Source organism: Aliivibrio sp. EL58, from assembly GCF_900312675.1.
GTDB lineage: Bacteria > Pseudomonadota > Gammaproteobacteria > Enterobacterales > Vibrionaceae > Aliivibrio.
In genome coordinates, this window is record NZ_OMPC01000001.1 from 59,300 (window position 1) to 83,665 (window position 24,366).

Annotated in this window: 20 protein-coding genes; 4 read left to right on the top strand and 16 right to left on the bottom strand. The window is 38.2% G+C overall.

What is annotated here, in order from left to right; translation table 11 throughout:
- Window positions 1-20: 20 nt before the first annotated feature.
- The 3 genes from brnQ to ED622_RS00275 all read right to left on the bottom strand — a co-directional run bounded on the left by brnQ (window position 21) and on the right by ED622_RS00275 (window position 2,612).
- Entirely contained in the window at window positions 21-1,337 is a 1,317-nt protein-coding gene (brnQ, locus tag ED622_RS00265) for a branched-chain amino acid transport system II carrier protein (RefSeq protein ID WP_122031990.1), read from the bottom strand.
- 292 nt (window positions 1,338-1,629) lie between these two features.
- The gene (locus ED622_RS00270) at window positions 1,630-2,082 is read right to left on the bottom strand and encodes a hypothetical protein (RefSeq protein WP_122031991.1); all 453 of its coding nucleotides are present in this window, start codon (window positions 2,080-2,082) and stop codon (window positions 1,630-1,632) included.
- A gap of 29 nt (window positions 2,083-2,111) precedes the next feature.
- Window positions 2,112-2,612 carry a GNAT family N-acetyltransferase gene (locus ED622_RS00275; RefSeq protein WP_122031992.1) on the bottom strand — a complete coding sequence of 167 codons (501 nt, stop codon included), beginning with the start codon at window positions 2,610-2,612 and terminating at the stop codon, window positions 2,112-2,114.
- A 334-nt stretch (window positions 2,613-2,946) separates the two neighbouring features.
- On the opposite strand from ED622_RS00275, the gene ED622_RS00280 reads away from it, so the two are divergent.
- Entirely contained in the window at window positions 2,947-3,174 is a 228-nt protein-coding gene (locus ED622_RS00280; protein WP_122031993.1) for a PAS factor family protein, read from the top strand.
- 204 nt (window positions 3,175-3,378) lie between these two features.
- Here the strand turns inward: ED622_RS00280 and ED622_RS00285 are convergent, their stop codons facing one another.
- From ED622_RS00285 to ED622_RS00315, 7 genes are all read right to left on the bottom strand, one after another.
- Window positions 3,379-3,897: a YgjV family protein gene (locus ED622_RS00285; RefSeq protein WP_122031994.1), complete on the bottom strand. Its 519-nt coding sequence runs from the start codon at window positions 3,895-3,897 to the stop codon at window positions 3,379-3,381.
- A 416-nt stretch (window positions 3,898-4,313) separates the two neighbouring features.
- Window positions 4,314-4,916, bottom strand: coding sequence for a GNAT family N-acetyltransferase (locus ED622_RS00290; protein ID WP_122031995.1), 603 nt, complete (start codon window positions 4,914-4,916; stop codon window positions 4,314-4,316).
- Window positions 4,917-5,234: 318 nt separating this feature from the next.
- The gene (locus ED622_RS20020) at window positions 5,235-5,543 is read right to left on the bottom strand and encodes a type II toxin-antitoxin system RelE/ParE family toxin (protein WP_254052561.1); all 309 of its coding nucleotides are present in this window, start codon (window positions 5,541-5,543) and stop codon (window positions 5,235-5,237) included.
- 71 nt (window positions 5,544-5,614) lie between these two features.
- Window positions 5,615-6,091, bottom strand: coding sequence for a DM13 domain-containing protein (locus ED622_RS00300; RefSeq protein WP_122031996.1), 477 nt, complete (start codon window positions 6,089-6,091; stop codon window positions 5,615-5,617).
- A gap of 142 nt (window positions 6,092-6,233) precedes the next feature.
- Entirely contained in the window at window positions 6,234-7,742 is a 1,509-nt protein-coding gene (locus ED622_RS00305; protein ID WP_122031997.1) for a sodium:alanine symporter family protein, read from the bottom strand.
- Between the two features lie 217 nt (window positions 7,743-7,959).
- The gene (locus ED622_RS00310; RefSeq protein ID WP_122031998.1) at window positions 7,960-9,528 is read right to left on the bottom strand and encodes a PAS domain-containing methyl-accepting chemotaxis protein; all 1,569 of its coding nucleotides are present in this window, start codon (window positions 9,526-9,528) and stop codon (window positions 7,960-7,962) included.
- 180 nt (window positions 9,529-9,708) lie between these two features.
- On the bottom strand, window positions 9,709-10,041 hold the full coding sequence (locus tag ED622_RS00315) for a tRNA-binding protein (RefSeq protein ID WP_122031999.1): 333 nt from the start codon (window positions 10,039-10,041) through the stop codon (window positions 9,709-9,711).
- A gap of 147 nt (window positions 10,042-10,188) precedes the next feature.
- On the opposite strand from ED622_RS00315, the gene ED622_RS00320 reads away from it, so the two are divergent.
- The gene (locus ED622_RS00320; RefSeq protein ID WP_122032000.1) at window positions 10,189-11,193 is read left to right on the top strand and encodes a substrate-binding domain-containing protein; all 1,005 of its coding nucleotides are present in this window, start codon (window positions 10,189-10,191) and stop codon (window positions 11,191-11,193) included.
- Between the two features lie 44 nt (window positions 11,194-11,237).
- Here ED622_RS00320 and ED622_RS00325 read toward each other — a convergent pair whose 3' ends face one another.
- From ED622_RS00325 to ED622_RS00350, 6 genes are all read right to left on the bottom strand, one after another.
- Window positions 11,238-13,805, bottom strand: coding sequence for an ATP-binding protein (locus ED622_RS00325; RefSeq protein ID WP_254052562.1), 2,568 nt, complete (start codon window positions 13,803-13,805; stop codon window positions 11,238-11,240).
- A 206-nt stretch (window positions 13,806-14,011) separates the two neighbouring features.
- Window positions 14,012-15,073 (bottom strand): galactose-1-epimerase, encoded by a 1,062-nt coding sequence (gene galM, locus ED622_RS00330; protein WP_122032002.1) that lies wholly within the window; start codon window positions 15,071-15,073, stop codon window positions 14,012-14,014.
- Window positions 15,074-15,082: 9 nt separating this feature from the next.
- Window positions 15,083-16,243, bottom strand: coding sequence for a galactokinase (gene galK, locus ED622_RS00335; protein ID WP_122032003.1), 1,161 nt, complete (start codon window positions 16,241-16,243; stop codon window positions 15,083-15,085).
- 144 nt (window positions 16,244-16,387) lie between these two features.
- Complete coding sequence (locus tag ED622_RS00340) at window positions 16,388-17,437, bottom strand: UDP-glucose--hexose-1-phosphate uridylyltransferase (RefSeq protein ID WP_122032808.1); 1,050 nt, start codon at window positions 17,435-17,437, stop codon at window positions 16,388-16,390.
- Window positions 17,438-17,569: 132 nt separating this feature from the next.
- A complete protein-coding gene (gene galE, locus ED622_RS00345) occupies window positions 17,570-18,580 on the bottom strand; it encodes a UDP-glucose 4-epimerase GalE (protein WP_122032004.1) in 1,011 nt (336 codons plus the stop codon).
- Between the two features lie 288 nt (window positions 18,581-18,868).
- On the bottom strand, window positions 18,869-21,430 hold the full coding sequence (locus tag ED622_RS00350; protein WP_122032005.1) for a VCBS repeat-containing protein: 2,562 nt from the start codon (window positions 21,428-21,430) through the stop codon (window positions 18,869-18,871).
- A 287-nt stretch (window positions 21,431-21,717) separates the two neighbouring features.
- Between ED622_RS00350 and ED622_RS00355 the strand changes: the two genes are divergently transcribed.
- Together ED622_RS00355 and ED622_RS00360 are read left to right on the top strand one after the other, a co-directional pair.
- Window positions 21,718-23,577: a DUF294 nucleotidyltransferase-like domain-containing protein gene (locus ED622_RS00355; protein WP_122032006.1), complete on the top strand. Its 1,860-nt coding sequence runs from the start codon at window positions 21,718-21,720 to the stop codon at window positions 23,575-23,577.
- 3 nt (window positions 23,578-23,580) lie between these two features.
- A complete protein-coding gene (locus ED622_RS00360; RefSeq protein ID WP_122032007.1) occupies window positions 23,581-24,360 on the top strand; it encodes a 3'-5' exonuclease in 780 nt (259 codons plus the stop codon).
- Window positions 24,361-24,366 lie beyond the last annotated feature (6 nt).

The window sequence follows — 24,366 nt, forward strand, 5'->3', positions numbered from 1 at the left end:
ACAAGAGTTATTTATAGGGACTAATTATTTATCGCCACACGCTTTGGCATTGCTTTACTGAAGGCTTTATTAACAAAGATAGTAATAAATACAGGAAGCAACCAAGAAGTATGAGATGCATACAAGGGTAACCATTGCTCACAAAACGCGTTCATGCCCTCTGGTAATTTATCCAGAATATGCAGCGCATCAATCGTACCAAACAGAGCGGCGATACAGACTACCGTGGTGTGGCTCATTGAAATCGCAGGTTTCTCTGTGCTTGTTTTCTCTGGCATCAAGATCATCGCAATGATAAGCGCAATAGCAATCGGGCATAAGATCAGAATAGCAGGCAAACTCACCTCAATGATCGTCTCTAACCCTACGTTTGAAATGATCGCCGTTAATACCATAATAACGGTAGCACTCACTTTAAACGTGATGCCGTAAGTATTTTTATAGTACTCAGAGTTCGCATTGGTTAGACCTATTGTAGTGGTTAAACACGCCATTAAGGTAATTGCAGCCAATAGAAGTTGACCTAATACCCCAAACTCCCCTGCCGCATAACGCGTTAAGATCTCGCCACCATTACTTGCACTTGGTGCAATTTCAGACGATGTTGAGCCTAAATAGCCCATTGCTAAGTAACATAATGACATCAATACTGAATAAATAACGGCAATGCGTAATGTGTAGTAAGAAATAGCTTTTTTACTCTCCACACCTTTGCTACGAATAGTTTGAATTATAACCCAACCAAAGGCGACCGCTGCGATTGCATCTAATGTCATGTAACCTTGAATTAATCCATTTACCGCAGGTGCTTGCTCGTAAATCTCAATAGCTTGGCTTGGAGAGCCTAATGGATTTAGCAATGCCGCTACGACTAATATCGTTAACATAGCGATCAACGCTGGTGTCATGATTTTACCGATGTAATCAATTAACTTACCCGGTTTCAATGCTAACCATAACGTTAGAGCACAGAATAACGCAGAGAATACCATTAGCCCATTACCTGAATAGAAAGGCTTAATGCCCATCTCATAAGCAACGGTAACAGCACGAGGCAAAACAAACGCAGGTCCCAATGTGGTTAATACCAAGAACCAGAATGAGCGATCCATCCATTTTGGTAAGGCTGATGTCAACTTATCTGCAGAAGATAAACGGCCTAATACGACCAAAGTGATTGCAGGCAGGCCAACAGCAGTTAATAGAAAACCACCGATAGCAATAAGCCAATTATCGCCAGCTTGTTGTGCCATCAAGGGTGGATAGATTAAGTTACCTGCACCAAGAAAGAGTGCAAATGTCATAAAGCCGATAGCGGCAAGATCTCTTCTGTTCAAACGACATACCTTTTATAAATTAAAACAGGGTGTCAATTTAGCTAGAAGATTATGAAGAAAGGGTCTTATCTATCCGCCAGCCTAACTGACGAATAAAAAAATCGTCAGTATCAGTAAATGACAACGACGACAGAGACGAGTGCATAAGCATTACGCTTAGAAGCAGTGAGTAAACCTGCTTGATGTTGTTTGATGCCTGTAGACATAACTTACACACTCTAGAAAAAATAATTGTCCTTAAGCTAAAGGAATTAACGAGGATTGTAAAGCCTAATTATAACTTTGTTAATTATCACTCTAAAATCAGACGTGCCTCTAACATTTGTGGCTCACTAGCTGCAGGCTCTAAAGAAGGATTACGAGGATATTGTTGACCGTTAAACTTCATTAAAACCAACCCTGAACCACGCGACCACACGATTAAGTCTTTCCACCCATTAGTTTCGGTTTTAGCCACACTAATTGGAGTACTCGTTACGGATGATTTAGATATCAATTGATAGCTATCACCCAGATTTTCGAAAATCATAAGCGTGCAACCCCCAGAACCACACCATTGCATTCCTTTAAGAAAAACCACGGCATCCTCTAAACCATCACCGTTTAGATCTGCATATCCGGTAGAGAATACTGGCTCATTTTCTTGGGTAGCTTCAGAGACTGATTGCTGTAAATCAGGGTTTAGATCTGCTTGATTGCTGCACCCAAAAATCACAAAAGACAGGCACAATATTAAATATCTCATATTTTATCCTCTTAAATTAGCAATAGAACTTATAAGAACTTTTCTATTAGCGTTTCATCAACGTAAATATCACCGACTTTTGCGTGCTTTTTAGCAATGCCGACCACTTCAAAACCTTGTTTAACATAAGAGGCCAACGCTCGTTCATTGTCACCACGAACATAAGCAAACAATTTTTCGTACCCTTTGGCTTTCGCAACTTCAAACGTAGATTGAAACAGCTTTTTAGATACGCCTTGGCCTCTGCTATCACTACCAACAAATGTACCAATAATACCTACATGGTTGAAAGCTTTGGTATATGACGCGAACGGCTCTATATTTTGAAAACCAATAACCTTAGAGTCATCTTCGTTAATTGCTACAGTGAATACACCACGCTCTGGGAACTGGGCAATAAACTCTTTTTCTTCATCAACGGTAAATGTCGTATCTAAGACAGTATACAAACCTTCCGTAATGATTGGATTAAGAACATCGGTGATACCTTGAGCATCATTTATTTCTACTTGTCGTACTACTAAACTCATGAAATTACACTCCTATTTTAATCTGAAGCTGTTTTACATGAGTTGAATAGTTTCGGCAACAGTTTACGTCTACACAATACGATTTCGGCTGTATAGATTATGCTTAATTACGCCCTGAAAAGAGAAACACTCGGCAATTTTAGGCGTAAGTGTAGTAAATCGGCTTTTAAAATTATTATGTGTATTATCACAATTGAGCATTTAAGAACTCGCCACATTACCTTAATTTTAACTAGTTATTTTGGGCAAGATTTTAATCATTGTGTGATGGGTATCTGTAAATATTATTCCTATACTAGCGATAATATTAGGTGACCAAAACGGAGATAAATTAATGGATACAACATCACTCATCTATGACACTTTAACGAACTTAACAAATGCAGAACCTAACCAGTACGCTGAAATTAGGCAGAAACTGTACGACCAATTAAACTTACCTTTTGATAAGAAGTTTACTTTATATTCAAGCGTCTTAGGCCCAGTTAGCGCTGGAAGATTAGCGAATCTTGATGATGCGGTGACTAAAGCTTGTAAAATTCTAGAAGAGAACCCTAGCTGATAGTAACCATTTAATATTTCTAGCCTTTAATTAATAACCTTGAAGGCTAGAGTCCATCCTAAAATGCACATAACGCCTGCATTACACGATTTCTACTATGCAAACTTATCTGATTTTTACTGCCTTAATCGCTGAGACTAAAGACAAACCTACAACGGCGAATATAGAAAATCGTGTTGATGCATTTTGTTATCTTTATAAGATCTACTTTATTATTTCCCTATTATCCACCATATTCTTTATATAAATGCGATAATAACCAATAGCACTACTTATTATAAATAAAATGTCTATTAACACTGCCACTGGCGAACCAACAATGATGTCATGAGCCCCCCAAACTACTGTCCCAAAAACCATTAGCCAGCGCATAAGTTTATCGTTACGCATGAATGAGGCTTCAGTATGAAATAACGAAGCAATACAACTTAGTACACTTGTGATGCCATTGAACGTTAAAATAGTGCCTAGTACTGTCACAAAATAAAACAACCATTTCATTCTTGGATCCGATATAAAGATCCCTGCAAAGTAACGAGATGCACCAATTACAAGTAAACATGCAGCGGTCCACTCTTCTAGTAAGGCAAAATGGGCAGCGATTAATAACGCTGAAATACTTAGTGCCAATAAAAGTATCTTACGATTTGTAAACTGAAATGATGCGATATCAAATAATGCAGCTAAACCTACCAATATCTGAGAAATAATAAAAAAGGACATACGTCCTCCATCAACAAATAGAAAATTTAATGGGTAAAATTAAGATAAAGAACTCAAAGTAATCCTGATGTTTTGAGTTATCTTTTAAAAATACTATTTATTGGGGAGATATACTGCTACAGCTTGAACTTGAGGAAGATAATTGAAATAAATTGAGGATATTTGACTAACTAATGAACTCATAGTAAAACTCCTCATAGTTGTTGGTGATAAATGATTCGGTAATTCTATATTTTAAAATAAAAAAAACAAACCTATATTACCTTTTGTTACGATTAACCGTTAACCACTTGGAAATATAACGCCTTTATAACACATTTACCACCATGCAATTATACTTTAAATTGACACCCTAAAACAATAAACACTCGGTAAACTGAGATTGCCGAGTGTAATAAATCATGTTGATTTCTTTGTTAGCTGCACCTTTCCAGTTTGAATAACAAACTAGCTTTTGCTGCCAACCATTCACTATTAATTATCGAAAACAAAACGGTATCTCGATAGCTTCCATCAGCCATTTGTTGATGATTTCTAATTACACCATCCTGCTTTGCGCCCAAACGGGCTATTGCATTACGTGAAGCATGATTATGCCAATGAGTTCTAAACTCAACTGCGATTGCTGAGAGGTTTTCAAATGCATGAGAAAGAAGAAGGAACTTACATTCGGTATTTACTGATGTTCTCTGGTAGCTTTTGGCATACCACGTATAACCGATTTCTACCCGTTTATTCACACAATCAGCGTGGCATAAACGAGTTGTACCGATAATGGTTTGAGTTTCATTATCAATGACAGAAAAAGCCAAAGAACGCCCAGCATCTTGTTCGCTTAAAGCCAATTCAATATAACCGTTTACAGTCTCTTCATTTGGTATTTTTGTATACCACAAGTTCCAAAGCTCACCATCAGAAGCAGCTTCAATCAAATCTGATGCATGCTCTAACTGTAGTGGGATCAATGTGACTGTTTTACCTTTAAGCTCCGTACCTGAGAGCCATTTCTCACCTTGCATACTAAATTCCTTCTTTGAAGCAGCTAATATCCAAATATCCCCCTCACTTTCCTAATATCCACAAAAACAACTGAATATAACCTATCAACAACCAGAAAATGATTTATATATCTATGCTACACAGCATACCAGAACGACACTCCGTTTCATTGCATTTCCTTCATAAATCCAACAAAAAAACGCCAAGTAGACAATGTCTACTTGGCGTTTAATTCATTGATAATTTAGTAATTAATGAGGCTGCATAGTTCGTACGAATCTAAGGTTTACCACGCAATAATTAGCGATTCACACCATAGTTATTTGTTAAATGAACTCTTACTGCAAACCACGATCATTGAGAACAAATTGGCGTAACTCACGCTCTTCCCTCATGACATAAAGAATATATACAATATCATCGTTGGTTATTTTGTAAAAAATACGACATGGTGACAATACAATTTCACGATAGTCTAAATGAGAAAGTTCAGGGACACTGCGACCTGATAATGGGAAATCCTCTAAACGTTCAATATTGAAGAAAAATATTCTATATACTCCCCCAAAAAAAATGGGACTCAATGCTACAATTGAGTCCCAAACTGCAGTAGCTGCCTGCAGAAACACAGAGTGAGGAACAAACATAGCTTATTACTTTAACTGCACTCTACCAACTGTGAAATCTGACAGGTTATTTGTTAAATTCAACCAAAGAACTATTGATACTTAGCTGCTGTAATAAATTCACCGAATGTCTCACACCATACGATGACAGTATTATAATTAGATAACTCGATATCTTGTGGTACTGGAACCGCAAAGTTTTCAAAGGTCTTAACATTACCAACAAAAACCATATTGGATTTCAAGCGATTAAAATCAAGCTCTGTCTCAACAAACTCAGGTGATAAATAAAGCTTATAATCCGGCCCTGGAGCAAGTTTACCCGTTAACGTAATAAACTCTGAACCAATAGATACCAGACCTTCTCCCCAATGAAAGGAATCACTGTCTTTAAGATCTTTTTTGAAAATAGCTGAATATTGAGCTTGAGAAGATAAACTTGTTACTTCAGATTCTGTGGGTGCTTCAGGCGCAATCAGAATAGGAAGCATATAAATCCCCAAAGCAACCCCAAATGCCCCCACTGACAAATGAGAGATAATAAGTACTATAATTTGCTTAATTCTCATATCCTTCCCTTTTTTAATAACTCCTAACATTGCAATATAGCATACCAGAATGCGGCCTTATTTCGTTATACTTCCTTTGTAAATCCAAAAAAAAACGCCATCACAGTGGATGGCATTTTCTTATATTTATCAAGCTAGCTTACTATTTCTCTCTTGATTTGTTTTTGTTTCGCTCTAGCTTTCCTTCCCAGTAGGTTGCGCCTTTAATGCCAAGTTTTACTGGGTCAAACGTGTAGTTTGTTACGCCACGCTTTTGCTGATCTTCATAATCTTTTAGTGCTTTTAGTGCCGGTTTAGACATAAAGAAGATGATCAAAATACCGATAATGTTTAACCATGCCATTAAGCCTACGCCTATATCACCCATTGCCCATGCAAGGTTGGCCGTTTTAATAGTGCCGTAAAATACTGCAGACATTAACACCAGTTTAAGGATGAACATCATGCCATCAATTTTAACTGTACGACGGATATAAGCGATGTTTGTTTCTGCAATGTAGTAGTAAGCAAGAATAGTCGTAAATGCAAAGAAGAACAGTGCAAAAGCAATGAAGATTTTACCAATGCCCGGCAGTGTGCTTTCAATCGCCATTTGAGTGAACATTGGGCCATTAGCACCAATCGTCTCAGAAATATTTTGAACTAAAAATACGCCTTCACCACCACCCTGAACATTATATGTACCAGTGATAAGGATCATAAACGCGGTAGCTGAACAAACCAGTAACGTATCAATGTAGATAGAGAACGATTGAACTAAACCTTGTTGCGCAGGATGATCAACATTTGCTGCAGCTGCCGCATGAGGACCCGTACCCTGACCCGCTTCGTTTGAGTAAACACCACGTTTTACACCCCAACCAATCGCAGCACCAAAGCCTGCCATAGGTGTAAATGCATCACCGATGATCATAGCAAAGATAGTTGGTACTTCTGAGATGTTAAGAAGGATGATAACGAATGCAAGAATGATATATGCTAATGCCATGAACGGCACAACAATTTGAGTAAAGTGCGCAATACGCTTAACACCACCAAAGATGATAAAACCAAGGATGACAGAGATAGCCGCACCAGTAAAGATTTTAGCAAAACTGAAAACACCAATACCTGTATCAATCATACCGCCAGTACCAAACGCCGTTTCAACTGCATTACCGATACTATTTGATTGCACACCCGGAAGTAAGACACCACAAGCAAAAATAGTCGCAATGGCAAAGATCCACGCATACCATTTTTGGCCCATCGCTTTTTCAATATAGTAAGCCGGACCACCACGGAACTGGCCTTCGTCTTCTTCTTTATAGATTTGTGCTAACGTTGATTCAGCGTAAGCCGTTGCTGCACCTAAGAAGGCCACAACCCACATCCAGAATATCGCCCCTGGGCCACCAAAACCGATAGCCGCCGCAACCCCTGCAATATTACCCGTACCAACACGGCCAGACAGTGATACTGCTAATGCTTGGAATGAGCTGATCCCTTTACTTGATTCTTTGTTTGATAACAACAGACGACACATTTCTTTAAAGTGACGAATTTGAACAAATCGAGTTTGTATAGAATAAAACAAACCAGAACCCAAGCAGAGATAAATCAATACTGGGCTCCAAATTATGCCATTGAGAAAATCAACAATACCTTGCATATAAAATCCTTTTTAGTTTATGAAGTCGGTTTATTATTTAACCAACCATACAGTAAGATTTAACAGCAAGTTAACAACAACCTTTCTTGAAGATAGAAAAGTGTGAATCAAAGCACTATATTTCAATTTATATTGATAAGCCCAATACAAAAAACCAATAAGATTAGAAATGACAATGCTTTGTATTGATATTGTAGAAAAACTTTATTTTATCCCACTAGCCAGTGTGCCTAAATTGCTCTGCTAGCTTACTTTGAGAAAGTAAATTATCCATCAAACCTCCATTATCAGCCTGACTTTCTTGAACTAAGGACGCCGTTGAACTCGATAATTCTTGAGTCGATTGACTAATGGATTGAACGTTATTATTCATGTCTTCTGATACGTTACTCATCTCTTCAACGGCCGTGGCTATTTGAGAGTTTTGATCAGATATATCAGTAATTTCAGTCAACAGCTGTTCCAATTTATCCGCTGAAATCTTCGCACTTTCAATACAATCCGCGGAAAGCTTCTCTCCCTCCCCCATTGACTCCACAACCGCACTCGTTCCTGTACGAATTAGGTTAATAACCGCTTGAATCTCTGTGGTTGAATCATGACTTTTCTGAGCAAGTTGACGAACTTCATCTGCCACCACAGCAAATCCACGGCCTTGTTCGCCAGCACGAGCAGCTTCAATCGCAGCATTAAGGGCTAAGAGATTAGTTTGCTCTGCAACTCCTTGAATTATCGTTAGTACACTTTCAATGGTATTAGTGTTTGCTTCAAGCTCTCTAACCGAATTGGACGTTTGATCTAACTGATTTGCTAACACATCGATGGCATGTAATGTGGATTTCACTTCTACCATCCCCTCCTCTGCCGCCACTTTCGCTTCATCAGTTGTTGATGCGGTATTTTGTGCATTTCTTGCTACTTCATGCGCTGTTGAATGCATTTCGTTAATGGCTGCGGCAACTTGCTCTACTTCCATTGATTGAGAATCAAGCTGATTTGACATGGTATCTAGATTTTGGAATGACTCTTCCATTGCCGCAGTCACTTGCTCATTCGAATCTTGGATACGCCCAGAAACCGCGTTAGTTTCTGAATGACACATTTTCATCGCAAGCGCTATTTCTGAAATATCATCAACTTTATTGTTATAAACAAGCTCCATTAATGGGTTATTGAAGATCTCACGAGCGTCTTTACTTAATGCTTCTAATCGACGGGTCATCATATAAAAAGAGGTTATTGCTAAAAGGAATAATGATGGGACGCCGGCATTAGGAACAAATTGCTCAAGACCAAAAGCAAAAAGAGCGGGAATTATAAGAGCGATAGCGGCACGTTGCCACAAACGGGTTCTAGGTAACTTTAGTTTACGGGGTGTTTTTCCTGCGTTCAGTTGAGCGTATATCTTTTCTGCATTATCAACATACTCTCTTTTAGGACAAGTTCGAACAGATTGATATTCAATAACTTGTCCGTTCTCTGAAATGGGTGAAACAAATGCATCAACCCAATAATAGTCGCCATTAGCACAGCGATTTTTTACCAATCCCATCCATGAATTATTATTTTGTAAGTATCCCCACATATTCGCAAATGCTGCTTTAGGCATATCTGGGTGTCTTACCATATTATGAGGCTGCCCTATCAACTCTTCTTGCGTGTAGCCCGCCACTTCACAAAACTCTTTACTGGCATAAGTAATGTGACTGCTTGGTTTGGTGACAGAGAGTAAATTATAACTTGGGGGGTATCTCACTTCCCTTGAAGAGCCATTCTTAAAATCCATATGTAGCCAACCTTTCATATTATTAAATAATCATTAATTAACTTAGGAAGGTATGGCCTATTAATCCACTATTTATCTTGTTTTTATATGGTATTACAAGTGGTTAAACCCTATTCATAAAAAAACCAAGTCTATCTGGGGAAGGATACACTTGGCTTATGTTTTTGGTTATTAAACCAATTAGACGATTTTAACTCCAGCAGGCATCAGGCGCTCTGGTGTCAATAATACGCTTTCGCTTTCATCTTCTGTTTCTGCACACAGCAACATACACTCGGAAGTTTCACCGCGCATTTTTGCTTTTGCTAAGTTACACAACACAACCACTTGTTTACCCATTAGTTCATCTTCTGTGTAATAAGGAACAAGGCTTGTGACGGTTTGAAGACTCTGCTCACCTACATCAATTTGAACAATGTAAAGCTTGTCTGCATTTTCATGACGTTTAACGTCTGTGATTTTGCCAACACGAATATCTAATTTTGCGAAATCACCGTATGCAATTGTTTCCATTTTACTTTATCCTTAGCTTTAAGTTAGTGTTAACGTTTACATTCTCAACAATACGCTACTGAATAAGTAAACAGCAATTAAATATTTACTAAAACTTTAACTCGATCAAATATTTTATCTCGACCACATCACAGGATTAAACTAATTATGGCGACCATTAAAGATGTTGCAAAAGAAGCAGGGGTATCTGTTGCCACTGTGTCTAGAGTGGTAAATAAATCGCCCAAAGCGAGTAAGGCGGCTATCGAATCGGTCAATACTGCCATGAAAAAACTGGGGTATCGCCCAAATGCAAATGCTCGTGCATTAGTTAGCAAAAGTACCAATACGATTGGGGTTATGGTGGGCGATGTTTCTGACCCATTTTTTGGCTCACTGCTTAAAGCGGTTGATAATGTTGCTCAAGCTCATCAAAAACACCTACTTATCGGCAATGGTTATCATGATGCTACCACAGAGAAAGAGGCCATTGAGTTACTCATTAATAACCGCTGCGAGTCTCTGATTATTCATTCAAAAGGGTTAAGCGACCAAGAATTACTGCAATTTGCAAAGGAAGTACCAGGGTTAGTTATTATCAATCGCCATATTCCTGAGATTGCAGATCGCTGTATTTCATTAGATAACCAACACGGGGCAAATCTAGCGACAGAGTATCTTATTACTCAAGGGCATAAATACATTGCGTATATTAACTCTGAACACGATATTGATGATAGCCACCACCGTAAAGCGGGTTACCTACAAGCCTTAGAAACTCATAACATAGTCGTTGATGAAAACTACAGCGCAGAAGCACAGCCTACTGATGAGGGTGGCGAAGCGGCAATGACAAAATTGTTATCACGAAACTTACCAATTACAGCAGTCGTTTGTTATAACGATTATATGGCGGCAGGTGCCTTGTCGGCATTAGAGAAACATCAAATATCTGTTCCAAAAGATATTTCTTTAATGGGGTTTGATAACGGACTCATCGCTAAGTATTTATACCCAAAACTCAGTACGATTGATTACCCTATTCAGACAATGGCTGAGCAAGCTGCTGAACTCTCATTAGCTTTAGCAAAGGGAAACACAGGCACGACTCAAAGGGCTATTTTTCAAGCTACCTTGGTAGAGCGCTCATCAGTAATCAAACAAGAGAATTGAAGATTAGCTTACTGTTTAATAAAAACGGATAGGCAGTAAGTTGCCTATGTATAGGCTTCTAATTTTTCTAGTACCAACTCTTTTTTAAATGGTTTTGCTACGTAATCATCCATTCCTGATTCGTAGCACTTATCAATATCTTCCACAAATACACTGGCTGTTAATGCAATGATTGGGAGTCGTTTTACCATTTGCTCTTGCTCCCACGCTCGAATAGCCTCTGTCGCCGCAAAACCATCCATAATTGGCATCATGCAATCCATTAATATCAATGAATACACCGAAGATTGAGCTTTCACCATATCAACGGCTTCTTTCCCATCATTGGCTAAGGCAACAATATAGCCTTCTTTTACTAATAATAATGACGCTACTTTTTGATTAATAAGATTGTCTTCCACCACCAATATTGTTTTCTCTTTCACTGTCATATCAGCGACGGTATTAATGCTATCAACTGTATCTGCATTTGGCTTCGTCTCTTGATTATCCTGCTCTTTCTGGCTGGCTTTCTGTACAGCATTAGCCATTAACTTAGTAAAACGCTGACCAAGAAGAGGGTAAATAATCAATCCGTCTATTTCATTACTGAAATCTGCTTTTTCATCTTGTTGTTTCTTACATAACAATATGGCAGCACGTTCATTGGATTCATTCAGTATTTTCACCTCCTCTACTGTCGCTGTTAAGGTGTTTTGGCAATACACAATCACATCATACTGTTTTGAAAGATCTTCTTTTTTATTAAGCTTAGGAAGGATACTGGTTTGTAAACCTAACTTATTACATTCTGATTCTAATTTAGAAGAATAGTGATTTTTATTACTTATAATTAAGCACTTAGTATCACTGTAATCGTCTTCCGTCGCTGTATTTTTCTCTACAACATCCACTTCAAGTCTGAAATAAAATTTACTACCAAATCCTTTTTCTGATTCTAATTTAATATTCCCGCCAAGCAGTTCAACCAATTGACGACAAATCGCAAGTCCTAAACCTGTTCCACCAAATTCTCGCGTAATAGAGCCGTCTTCTTGTGTGAATGGTTCAAATACCTGCTCTAATTTATCTTTTCTAATCCCTATCCCTGTATCTTTTACTGAAAACAGTAAAGATCCACAATTATTGGGTTTGTCTTCGTAATTTATAGATAAAATCACGGCACCTGTTTCGGTAAATTTTACGGCATTAGATAATAAATTCATTAATACCTGACGAAGGCGATGTTCATCAAGCATAACGTATTTAGGCAATTCAGGATCTAGCTCAATTTGCAACGCTAATCCCTTATCTGAAGCCTTACTAAGCATCACAGTTACTGTGTCATAGGCGACCTCTGCAACATTTGATTTTTGTGGTACAAGCACTAAATTACCAGATTCTATTTTCGATAAATCCAAAATATCATTAATCAATAACAGTAAAGCTTGAGAGGAGATATCAATGGTTTGTAAATATTCAGATTGTACTGGGTTTAGTTCTGTTCCACCTAAAATATCAGACATACCGATAATGCCATTTAATGGCGTTCGAATTTCATGAGACATATTGGCAAGAAACGAGCTTTTGGCTTTAGTTGACGCTTCTGCTTTTACTTTCTCTATCTCTAGATTTTCTGTTTTCTTATTAAAAGACCCAATCAGGTTGCCAATTTCATCATTATAGGTGTAATTGATATCAATAACATCGCTCAAATTAGTGTTATTAATTTGCTCTGATATCAATACAATAGGCTTAATTAAACTACGATTAATAAAGTAGTAAGCCATAATTACACACAATAGCAAAATAGGAACAATACCTAATTCAACATTAATTATTTGTTCATAAATATCATCAGCAACTGTTCGGTATGAGTTTACAACTTGTATCTTCCAGTTAAAGTCATTCATAATATGTTTAACAATGTACATATCATCTTGCACGTTAAATTTATAGTCTGCGATGGTTGTATCACCATTATTAATAATAATACCTAATTTGTGCTTTTCTGCTTGAGCTTCAATAACACTGAGCAGCCCTTTTAGTGAAATATCAATCGTCGCAACACCAACAAATTGGCCTTTATCAAAATAGGGTTGAGAGGCGGTTATCATATTTTGTTTAGTGAAAGGATCAATATAAACGTCTGACCATGATATTTGATTGGCACTCTTTTCATGTGCAACCGAAACATACCAAGATTCTTTTTGATAGGGAGATACGCTAGGGATATTGTAATCATTAATCAGCTCAACTTTCCCCTCTTCATTTCGAGAGAAAAATAAACTCGCAAGCTGTTTTGAGGGAAGTAACGTATTCGGCTCAGGCCATATACCACCACTGATAATGATGTCATCACTTTCTTTTAATACCGAAGAAAGCATATTTGTAATGATATCGGGAGAATACCCACTCACCGCAACCCCAACTAAAGCGTGTAGTGTGGAAAGGGAATGACTTAATGGATCATCTATTTCTCGGGCAAGCAGTTGAGTTCTTAGATTCAGGTTGTTTTCTAGATTTTCACGAATAGGCGGCTCAACAACATAATAGGTAATGCTGCCGATAATTGTAATTAAAAAACATACGTAGCACGCTAATGCCAGCATGCTCTTTTTCTTTAGTGACATATTATTCGCCATAAAAACCTAGCACTTATCTTATTGATTTAATAATTAACTATAATCAGCATAGTCACTTTTTTCCTAGAAATCCTACAAATTTCAGATCCGAGCCACATTAATGCCTAAAACAAAAAAATCCCTAATCGATTAACTCGTAGGGATTTTAATTACATTATTGATAATATCCTCTTTAATACCAATCTAAATACGTATTAGACAATAAATTGATATCGAGTCTCGTGTTGGTAAGTATCACTCGACGAAAGAAGGCTACTAGGTTGAGGCCATTCAGGATGATTTGGCGCATCTGGTAAGAATTGGGTTTCTAATGCCACACCTGAATAATCTTGATAGTCACCATCAATACGATTTGGTGTACCTGCTAACCAATTTCCGGTATACAGCTGTATTGCTGGTTTTGTGGTCACCACATGCATTGTGACTAAGCTATCAGGAGACGTTAAGCTTGCTGCACACTCCCCTTTTGCACAAGTTTTATCTAGCACAAATGAGTGGTCATAACCTTTGGCGTTATCTTGATCTTTGTCTAGCATAAAATCTTGTGAGATCACTTTTGGATCGGTGAAATCAAAATTTGTGTCTTTTACTTTTTTCCATGCACCTTTTGGAATACCAACTTCACTTGTTGGTACGTACTCACTGGCGTTGATACTTAGAATATGGTCTAAACCCAGAGAATCACTGTCTGCACCAAGTAGGTTGAAGTAGGCATGATTAGTTAAATTAACTGGGGTTGATTTGGTGCTACGTCCGTTATAACTGATCACGATTTGATTATCATCAGTCAGTTGATAGGAAACAAAAACCGTTAACTCGCCCGGAAAACCTTGGTCACCATCAGGTGAAATTAAGCTAAATTCAATGCTGTTTGTTGTCTCTTTTACGACTGACCAACGACGCTTATCAAACCCTTCTGAACCACCGTGTAAAGTATTGCCTGCTTGGTTGGTATCTACTTGGTATTTAGTTCCATCAATTTTAAACTGACCATTAGCAATTCGATTGGCATAGCGACCTACAGTAACACCCATATAACTTGCTTGTTTTTTAAAACCCGCCATTGTCGATTGACCCAGCAAGACTTCACGTAGTTTACCTTTTACTGGCACTTTGCAACTTAACCACGTCGCACCAATATCCATAAACACAGCGCACATTCCGTTTTCATTTTTGAGTTCGAATAACTGAGCAAGGCGACCATCGCTGGCCGCCTCCTGTGTCATGGTTTCGAACAATGTTGATTGTTCTGTCATGTGTATTCCTTACAGCACTTCCACTAAACCTGCACCATTTTTTGCTTGGCACACATAAATTGATTCTTTTAGACCTGTTGCGGTTTCGTATAGCTCTTCAACCGCTGCTTTAACTTCATCCACTAATACTGGCGGAACTAAAGCTACGATACAACCACCAAAACCACCACCTGTCATACGAACGCCGCCTTCTGTGCCAATCACGTTTTTAACGATATCAACTAAGGTATCGACTTCGTTTACTGTGATTTCAAAATCATCGCGCATCGAGGCATGAGATTCAGCCATAAGAACAGCCATGCGTTTCATATCCCCTGACGCTAACACTTTTGCCGCTTCTTCGGTACGATCATTTTCTGTAATCACGTGACGCGCACGTTTTGCGACCATTTCATCCAATTCATGTGCTTTTGCGTTGAACTCTTCAATGCTTACATCGCGCAGTGCTTTTACACCAAAGATGCGTGCGGCTTCTTCACATTGCTCACGGCGAGTGTTGTATTCTGAATCAACCAAACCACGTTTTTTATTTGAGTTAATAATAACCACTGACATGTCTTCTGGCATTGATACCGCTGTGGTTTCTAGTGAGCGACAATCGAGTAACATTGCGTGGTTTTCGTTACCTTCCGCTGAAACCATTTGATCCATAATGCCGCAGTTACAACCAACAAATTCGTTCTCTGCTTGCTGACCATTTAGCGCAATTTCTGCTTGGCTAATGTTTAGGTTATAAAGCTCTTTAAAAGTCTGACCAATAACCACTTCTAATGCGGCTGATGAGCTAAGACCTGCACCTTGAGGAACGTTTCCTGATACTGAAATATCTGCCCCTTTGAATTCAAAACCACGACCAATTAAACATTTCACCACACCACGAATGTAGTTCGACCACATTTTGTTTTCTTGGAATGTGATCTCTTGAGTAATATCAAACTCGTCGGTTTCATTACCATAATCTACCGATACGACACGAACGATATTGTCATCACGCTTTGCTGCAGCCACTACCGTTTGGTAGTTAATCGCACAAGGCAATACAAAACCGTCGTTGTAATCGGTGTGTTCACCAATTAAGTTCACACGACCCGGCGCTTGAACAATGTGAGTTGGAGCGTAAGAAAGTACTGAGTTGAATGCGTCTTTTACGTTTTTAATTAAATTTGTCATCGTCTTGTTCTCAAAATTTTGTAGGGAATTCTATCTTTAGGTTTCAGGTCGGTCGCAAGCTCCCTGCAGGTTTCAGGGTTACATTCGTTAGACACCATAGTCACAACAAATACCCCTGAATCCTTTAGCGAAGCGTCCTAGTCCCTAATCCTTATAATGCACATCACTCACATCACGCAGTTTTTGCGCGGCTTGCTCTGCAGTTAAATCTCGTTGGCTTTCGGCTAACATTTCGTAACCCACCATGAATTTACGAACCGATGCAGAGCGAAGCAGTGGCGGATAAAACAGTGCATGCAGCTGCCAATGATCAACGTCTGTGCCCTCTTCAAAGAAAGGCGCGTAATGCCAACCCATTGAATATGGGAATGAACACTGGAACAAGTTGTCGTAACGGCTGGTTAGTTTTTTGATTGCTAACGCCAAATCATCACGTTGCTCGTCCGTTAATTCACTCATGCGGCGAATGTGTATTTTTGGTAGTAACATGGTCTCAAATGGCCAAGCAGCCCAATAAGGAACTACTGCAATCCAATGTTCCGTTTCAACAACAGTGCGTTCGCCATCGTTTAATTCTGATTCAACATAATCAACTAACAAGTTTGAACCGTATTCTTGGTAATACTCTTTAAGATGTTTTTCTTTGCGCTCAATCTCATTGGGTAGGAAGCTGTTTGCCCAGATTTGGCCGTGTGGATGCGGTTGAGAACACCCCATTGTCTCGCCTTTATTCTCAAATGCTTGTACCCAAACGTACTCTTTACCTAACTCTTCAATTTGATCGTTCCATGTATCAATCACATTACGAATTTGACCGACTGGCAGCTCTGGCAAGGTTTTGCTGTGATCAGGCGAAAAACAGATAACACGACTTAACCCACGAACCCCTTGTGTTTTAAATAACGGATTTGTTGATTGTGGCGCTTCTGGTGAATCCGTCATTAGTGCGGCAAAGTCATTACTAAATACATAAGTGCCTTTGTAATCTGGGTTGGTATCACCAGAGATACGATCATTAGTTGGGCATAAGAAGCAGCCTTTGTCGTACTGTGGTAATTCAGCCGTTGATGGTTTTTCATCTTGACCACTCCACGGACGTTTCGCACGATGTGGTGATACTAAAATCCACTGACCCGTTAATGGGTTATAACGGCGATGCGGATGATCTACTGGGTTAAACTCAACATTTGACATAATTTTCATACTCAATTCTTTTTAATAAAATACACATGAACCCAGATACTTATATTTGGCGCTCTAACCATGCTCTTCTCTGAACTCTGCCAAGGAGCTTGCGACTGATCTGAATTCTTAATCTTTTAGCTCTCAATAACCCTTTGGATTATTCGACTGCCAACGCCATGTATCCGCACTCATTTCCATTACATTGCGAGTCGCTTTCCAGCCTAATTCTTTCTCTGCTTTTTCAGTGCTTGCCCAACATTCAGCAATATCACCCGCACGACGAGGACATAAAGTATAAGGAACTGGCTTACCTGAAGCTTCTGCAAACGCCTCAACCATTTCTAAAACACTTGAACCTTTACCTGTGCCTAAGTTGTAAATATGAAGACCTGATTTTTCACCTACGGCTTTTAGTGCGGCGATGTGTCCATCCGCTAAGTCCATCACATGAATATAATCACGAACGCCTGTACCATCTGGTGTTGGGTAATCATTACCAAATACAGACAATGATTCACGACGGCCAACCGCAACTTGAGCAATAAATGGCATTAGGTTATTTGGAATGCCTTGTGGGTCTTCCCCCATGGTGCCAGATGGATGTGCGCCTACTGGGTTGAAATAGCGAAGTAAGGTAATGCTCCAATCGTTCTCTGCATCAAACAGATCAGAGAAACACTCTTCAACCATGTATTTACTGCGACCATAAGGATTTGTGGTTGCGCCAGTTGGTGAGTTTTCAGTAATAGGAACAATAGCAGGATCGCCATAAACAGTTGCTGATGAGCTAAATACGATGCTTTTTACATTCGCTTTTCGCATTGAGCGAGCTAAAACCAATGAGCCGTTAACGTTGTTGTCGTAATACTCTAGAGGTTTAGCGACAGACTCACCCACTGCTTTTAAACCAGCAAAGTGGATCACAGATGAAATAGTGTGTTCAGCAAAAATACTATCTAGAAAGGCTTCATCACGAATGTCTCCCTGATAAAAGGCCGGACGAACTTGAGTTAACGCTTCGATGCGATCAAGCACTGCGACTTTGCTGTTTCCCAAGTTATCCAAAATGATAGGTTCAATGCCTGCTTCAATCATTTGAATACATGTGTGGCTACCGATATAGCCCATTCCGCCAGTTACTAATACTTTCATGATTAACTCTTCCTGCTAGGTTTTAGTAAAGTTTACCAGTGCCTTTAAAATAATATCGTGATCACTTTCAAATAAATGTAAACGTTTACACAAAGAGCTAAAAGTCATATAAACCAGAAATTAGTTGCAAATATCATTGAGGGGTATTATTTGAGTGACGTGCTAAAAAAGATTCTTACATGATGGCTTTTTGACATCTCGTTGAATAGAAAACCATAACGTCAAAAACTAGCAAATAAAAAATACCAGCCAATTTACAATAGGCTAGTATTTTTATTCTAAACTATTTTAATTTACTAACATATTAAAATATAAGGTTGATGGTTCTCTTAAACCATGAACTTCTTCAAAGATATCAGGTCTACCATTACCATCAAAATCAGCCATATAGAAGGAATGAGCTCTATCTGTACTAGGAATAGTTAACTGCCCTTGCTTAACTAACTCTCTAGCTTGATTGAATTTATAAAAGCCATAATATCCATCATTATATTGCTTGCTTACAATTTCAAGAGAACCGTCTTTATCTATGTCAGCCAACTGCATCGACAAAGCTCGCTTTCCATTAGACATAACAGGTAATTCAAATTCAGAGAAAGTACCGTCCTTACCATTGTTCCAAAATACTTTGCTTACCAGTTCTATATTATCAAAGCTCCCAAGTATAATATCTTTATAACCGCTACCATTTAAATCCCCCACAGCTAGGGTCGCACCACCAGCATTTGGGAAACTAGTCCCTGATAAAGTAAAACTACCATCACTATTTCCATAATAGAATCCACTGTTTTTCGTTGGTAGCAGTACACCATTATATGTTCTCGCTGTACATGAAAAAACCAAGTCATAATTACCGTCATTATTAAGATCAGCAAGTTGCATATCTGAAATAGAACTTCTCACACTTTCGCCATCTAACTGATAAGTACATTCGTGGTTCGTTAAGATAGAATCAGGTGACGAATTAAACCTTGAAGAACCATCGTTAAGGTAAACGCTGAACTTTCCTCCTTGAGAATTACTAAAAGTCACAAGGTCTAAATAGCCACTACCGTTTAAATCAGCCAATTCTACAATATCAACACCGTTTGTATTAATCTCATGAAACTCAGTAAAGTTACCTTTTCCATCATTGGTATAAACCATAAATGGTCTCTGATTTGCACCTCCAACAACTAAATCAAGGTAACCATCACCATTTAAATCTCCTGCCGCAGATGCATTACTGTATTGATTGCCCTCTCTTTGAATTTCAGTATATGACGTAAAGTAACCCTTACCATCATTTAGCCAAAGAATGTCTGTTATATCATTCGTTCTAGTTTCAAATATATCTAAATGACCATTATTATTAAAATCTGCAATTATTCGTCTTCCATTTGCCCAACCAGAATCAATCTGCTGATCGGATTTCACAAAATGAAACTTCTTATTTGAATCATCAATTGCCAATTTAACTGATTTATTTAACACCTCTAATCGAGCCAAGCTAAACCCTGATTCATGCTTAGCCTCGGCTTTTATTGCTCTAAGTGTATAATCACCTGCAACTTGATGCGTTTTAAACGAACCATTTTGATAAACATTACCAGTTACACCAACTAACTTATCATTTAAATAAACCTCAGCACCAACCGCAGGAACTCCATTTTTATCGGCGACATTTAACATTAATGTGCCAAGTAGTCGACCACTAACAACATTGTTACGCTTTAACTCTAGTTTACAACCCAATACTTGGTTATTTTCAACGTTAATAGTCGTACTACAACTTGCATAAGGTACCCCATTAAAACCATCACCAACTTCACTTGCATTATAAAAACCAAGGTAAGTTGTTAGTATTTCCTCACCATTAGTATCGAAGTTTTTAGATGCTTGAAAAATGCCATTATTATCTACAACATCAAGAATTTTTTCCTGCATAGGGTTATCACCAGCCGTCATACGCACTAGCAACGCAACATACTGTGCACCACCCACTTCATCAATAATTACTTTTGGAATATTGAATACAAAGTCACCATTTTGGTTAAGACGATCAATATTAAAATCAATATCACTTTGCAATGGAATCAGGTTTACAGCAACATTCTCACCCTCTGCGAAATTGATGGTATTACTATTTTCGTTATTAGCGACAAGTAGATCACTTTCATATAGCCGAAGGTCAAGTGTATGCTCCCCTGCCTCTGTACTAATAGTTATCTCTGTTGTTCCCTCGTCTTTATTAATATCAAAAATATATTCATCGCCACGGTTAAGCGACATTCCGAACCTTGGCTCAACAATATCAGCAAAATCTGACGCTGGATATTCAAAACGTATCGTTGTTAAATATTTAACATCATTAATATCACTAATTGTATCACCAAGATTTGGTAACAATTTTAGATCTATAGACTCATTTGAATTTGAAGTAATTTCTTGTGCCAATGCCTGTGCTACATACTGAATATTGTTACGCTCAAGCACTAACCTAAAATCATAAAAACCTGGCTTTAGAGTAATCGTATTATGAGAATCAATAGCACCATCTGTACGAAGCGTAACTAACCAATCAAGATTTTGCTTTGCACCTGTAGTTACGTTAGTAATTTCTAACTCTCCAGTGAAGCGTAAGTCCTGTTTTATCAGACTATCATTCATACGTTGAGGCTCACTCGCCACTCTATTTCGAGCATCATCTGATTCTATTTTCTGAACAAATAATGAGTTAAACCTAAGATCCAGAGTTGTCTGCTTTTCTATAGTGTTTGTAGAAGAGTCACTCTCCCCACCACCACATGCTGACAATGTAAAAACCAAACTTATTATGCTTAAGTATTTTCTGTAACACATTGTTTTCATTTTATTTTCCTAGCCATAAATTGAGCTCGGATAATACAAGCTATATTCACATCGCCTATACCTTATGGTTAATTTATTCACAGAGGATCACAAAAATCATTGTGCGTGAAATTGCTTTTAGGAAATGAAAACATTAATTATTACTAATGTCCTACTTGTGCATTCTTTTATTGGCTTAATTCTATTTACGGCAAACTATTAACAGCCTAATATAACAATTAACTTTATTGGCTAACCAGATAGCTAGTGCAGCGATTTATTTAAAATAACAGTTGGTTGCAATCAATATGAATAATGAACTCCTCCCTAACATTGTTTCCTTCTTACAAACAATTTATCCTTTTAATTTATTGCCTTCCACTGCACTCAATGACATCGCTCAAACTGTCGATATATTATTACTTGGTCCTGAAGAAACCATCGAAAATGACGATGATTCTACCAATCTTTATATTATTCGAACTGGTGTTGTGCAGCAGAATAACCTTGATGGAACACTACGTGCCAAATTAGGGGAAGAAGACATTTTTGGTTTTAACCTACAACAAAATAACTCAGAGTTTGGCTACTCTATTTTAGCTATAGAAAATACCCTTCTTTATCGTTTTGATTACGCATCGTTAATGGCATCTGTTGGCGCTTACCCTCAGGTTGCCTCATCTCTTGCTTTAAGTTTAAAGACTCGTTTACGAGCACAAGATGCTAAGCAAGACAGTGAACAACATACCCATCAGAACTATCTTCGTCCTAATAGTGATATTGCCGATCCTAAAATAGCCATCGTATCTCCAACGGATACGATTCAAGAAGTCGCCCATCAAATGCGCAATGTTATTGGGGTTTCTTGCGCGTTTATCGTTGATAAAAATAGCATTTTAATAGGAATGATTACTGATAAAGACATGACTAAACGCGTTGTTGCTCAAGCCAAAAACGTGCATGAACCCATCAGTTCTATCATGACTCAAGATATCCATACGGTGTATGAAGATGAGCTAGTAATGAGTGCCGTTCATTTAATGATGAAGCACAATATTCAAAACATTCCTGTACTCAATAATCAAAAACAAGTCACAGGATTTATCACTCCGCAGCATTTAATTCAGAACGACAGTGTTCAATCTATTTTCTTACTTGATAAAATTCGTCACGCTGACTCGATTGCGGCTTTAATCGATTTATCTAAACAGCGCAGCGCCGTATTTCAAAGCATGATGGAGAGTAACGCATCACCAACCACCATCGGACAAGTTCTGAGTATGATTTACGATGCCTTCACTTATCGATTAATCGAACTCGCTATCGATCAATTTGGACAACCACCTTGTAAGTTTACTTGGATAGTCGCAGGCTCTCATGCTCGAAATGAAGTGCACTTAGCTTCTGATCAAGACAATGCCATTATCCTTGCTGACGATGCTACGGGCTCTGATAGGATTTATTTCAACCATTTTGCAATGTACGTATGTAAAGCGCTTTCTGAATTAGATTACAGCTTATGTACAGGCCGCTTCATGGCAGCCACACCTAAATGGTGCCAAAAAGCGCACATCTGGCAGGAATATTATCGTAAATGGAGTACTAATCCTGAATACGATTTACTACTTAATCTAAATGTATTTTTAGAAATTCGTCCTGTTTATGGTGATGAAGGCCTATTTGAGAATGTTGATGCTTGCCGTCATGAATTGGTAAGTAAAAATATGTCACTCACTATCGCAATGCTTCGTAATACCTTAAGAACGCGTCCACCACTGGGGATATTTAAACACCTGGTATTAGAAAAGGACGGCAATAATAATAAAGTATTAAATATCAAAAAAGCCGCTATTTCTTGCATGGTCGATTTCATTCGTATTCATTCATTAATGGAGGGAGGAACAGCCCTAAACACCAGCGAACGAATGGAGTTTTTACATGAGAATAACGTGTTAAATGATGTCACTTATCAAGATCTCAGTGAAACCTATCATTATGTTAATCGCCTGAGATTTCAGCACCAATTACAAGCAATACAAAATGAAAAACCCATTGATAATCAACTTCAACCAGATTTATTTGGTAGTTTTGAGCGTCAGCATATAAAAGATGCGTTCCGTATTGTGTCAAGCTTTCAAGAGTTAATGAAAATGAAGTTTGGTGTCTAACAAATGCCAAATAAATCATTAACGAACAAAAATATAATCAGCCACATGATGGACTTATTTTCTAATCGCCATCCATTGATTCATTTAGAAGAACAAAGACAAACGTTAATAGCACAAGATATAGAGCTACCGAATTACATAACAAGTTTGCTTGAATCTCCTTATCCAAGCCCAAAAGAAGACAGTAATAACATCACCTTTACTGTCGTAGATTTTGAAACTTCAGGACTTAACCCAGAAAGCGACCATATTGTCAGCATCGGTTGGGTTCATATTATTAAAAATACAATTAAACTTAGCAGTGCTCAACATTACATTATCAATGAACCAACAGTAGAAAGATCGCCGTCTGAACATACCGAGGTAGACCATACCGCTCGTTCGTTGCATCACATTCTGCCTGAACAGCAAAAGACGGGTATCTCAATTAAAAAGGCAATGGAGCGGTTCTTTAGCAGCCTTCCAAACAGTATTTTAATTGTTCATGGTGCCACAATAGAACAGCGTTTTTTAGAACAATTTTTTCTGTCACACCAACTTCCAAACCTACCCATAATTTGGTTAGATACATTGAGAATTGAACAAAATACAATTGAATATAATCGCCATCAAAGAGATTTCCGTTTATTCTCTCTCAGACGCCAATATAACCTACCAGATTACCCTGCACATCACGCTTTAGTCGATGCGATTTCAACCGCCGAACTGTTTTTAGCACAAAGAAAACGTCTATTTAATCAATCTGTTGCCCCTATTGGATTCTTATATCAAAAGTCACGATAGCGAAAC